Here is a 1,252-nt window from a genome sequence, read left to right as displayed (position 1 = left end):
TGACCTGCCCCCCATCGGCCCCTCGTTCATAATGAGAGTCTGCGGGTTTGATTTTGATAATCATGGATTTCGGTTTGGGCAAGCGCGCCGTGCGCGGAGCCCTCAAATTGCTCAAGCGCTCGGCGCGCCTGCAGTGGCGTTTGGTTTCCAAGTGATGAGTGCGGCCTGACGGCATTGTAGTCGTATCGCCAAAGGGCCAGCTTCCGCCGCGCTTCGTCCAGAGTGTCGAATATCTCCTCATTCAACAACTCGTCGCGCAGACTGCCATTGAAGCTTTCGATAAAGGCATTCTGCTGTGGCTTGCCTGGGTCAATGTAATGCCAAGGCACCTCGTTCGCGTCCGCCCACTTCAAGATAGCTCGACTGGTGAACTCTGTGCCGTTGTCACTGACTATGCAACCGGGTTTGCCATAGATCCTCACCAGCGCATCCAGTTCCCGCGCCACCCGCGCGCCCGAGATGCTCGTGTCGGCCATGAGACATAGATTTTCGCGACAGCAATCGTCTATCACCGCCAAAATGCGAAACTTGCGTGACGCACCAAAGCTATCGGACAGAAAGTCCAGCGACCAACGCGCGTTTGGGTGCGCAGCTGCTGGCATCGGTGTGCGCGATCCACGGGCTCGCTTGCGCCCTCGTCGCCGTTTCACCGAGAGCCCTTCCTCGCGGTAGATACGATAGAGCTTCTTGTGGTTCATCGTCATCCCCTTGCGTTCCAGGAGAATGCCGATCCGGCGATAACCGAACCGGCGCCGCTTTTCGGCGATCTCTTTCATCGCCTTGCGGACTTCGGGGCAATCCGACGGGCGTTCGCGCCGGACCGTCTTTGGGTCGACACCGACAAGCCGGCAAGCTCGGCGCTGCGAGATGTCATGATCCCGCATCGCTCTGAGCGCTGCCTCTCGCCGCTTGGTCAATGTCGTCAATTCTTTCCCAGCAAATCCTTCAGAACGACGTTGTCCAGCATCGTATCAGCCAGCAGGCGCTTGAGTTTGGCATTCTCGTCCTCCAGCGTTTTCAGCCTGGCAGCATCCGAGACTTCCATGCCTCCATACTTAGACTTGAACTTGTAGAACGTCGCAGGGCTGAGGCCGTGTCTACGACACACCTCAGCCGTCGGCATGCCAGCCTCTTGCTCCTTGATCATCCCGATTATCTGCGCCTCGGTAAAACGGCTCTTTCGCATTCGTCTGCTCCTTCAAGATTGGGCAGACTCTACATTAAAATGAGGGATTTTGTGGGGGGCAGGTCA

1 protein-coding gene is annotated in these 1,252 nt (G+C 57.3%); it reads right to left on the bottom strand.

Annotated features, from left to right (window positions below; translation table 11 throughout):
- Positions 1–26 precede the first annotated feature (26 nt).
- A protein-coding gene (locus BM152_RS18735; RefSeq protein ID WP_111481445.1) for an IS3 family transposase occupies positions 27–1,186 on the bottom strand; the annotation gives its coding sequence in 2 pieces (ribosomal slippage) (positions 27–937 and positions 937–1,186; 1,161 coding nt in all).
- Between the last annotated feature and the right edge of the window lie 66 nt (positions 1,187–1,252).

It is taken from the genome of Celeribacter halophilus, from assembly GCF_900114135.1.
In the GTDB taxonomy this organism is placed as follows: domain Bacteria; phylum Pseudomonadota; class Alphaproteobacteria; order Rhodobacterales; family Rhodobacteraceae; genus Celeribacter; species Celeribacter halophilus.
The sequence above is the reverse complement of the archived record's forward strand: the minus strand, read 5'-3'. Positions and strand labels throughout refer to the sequence as shown.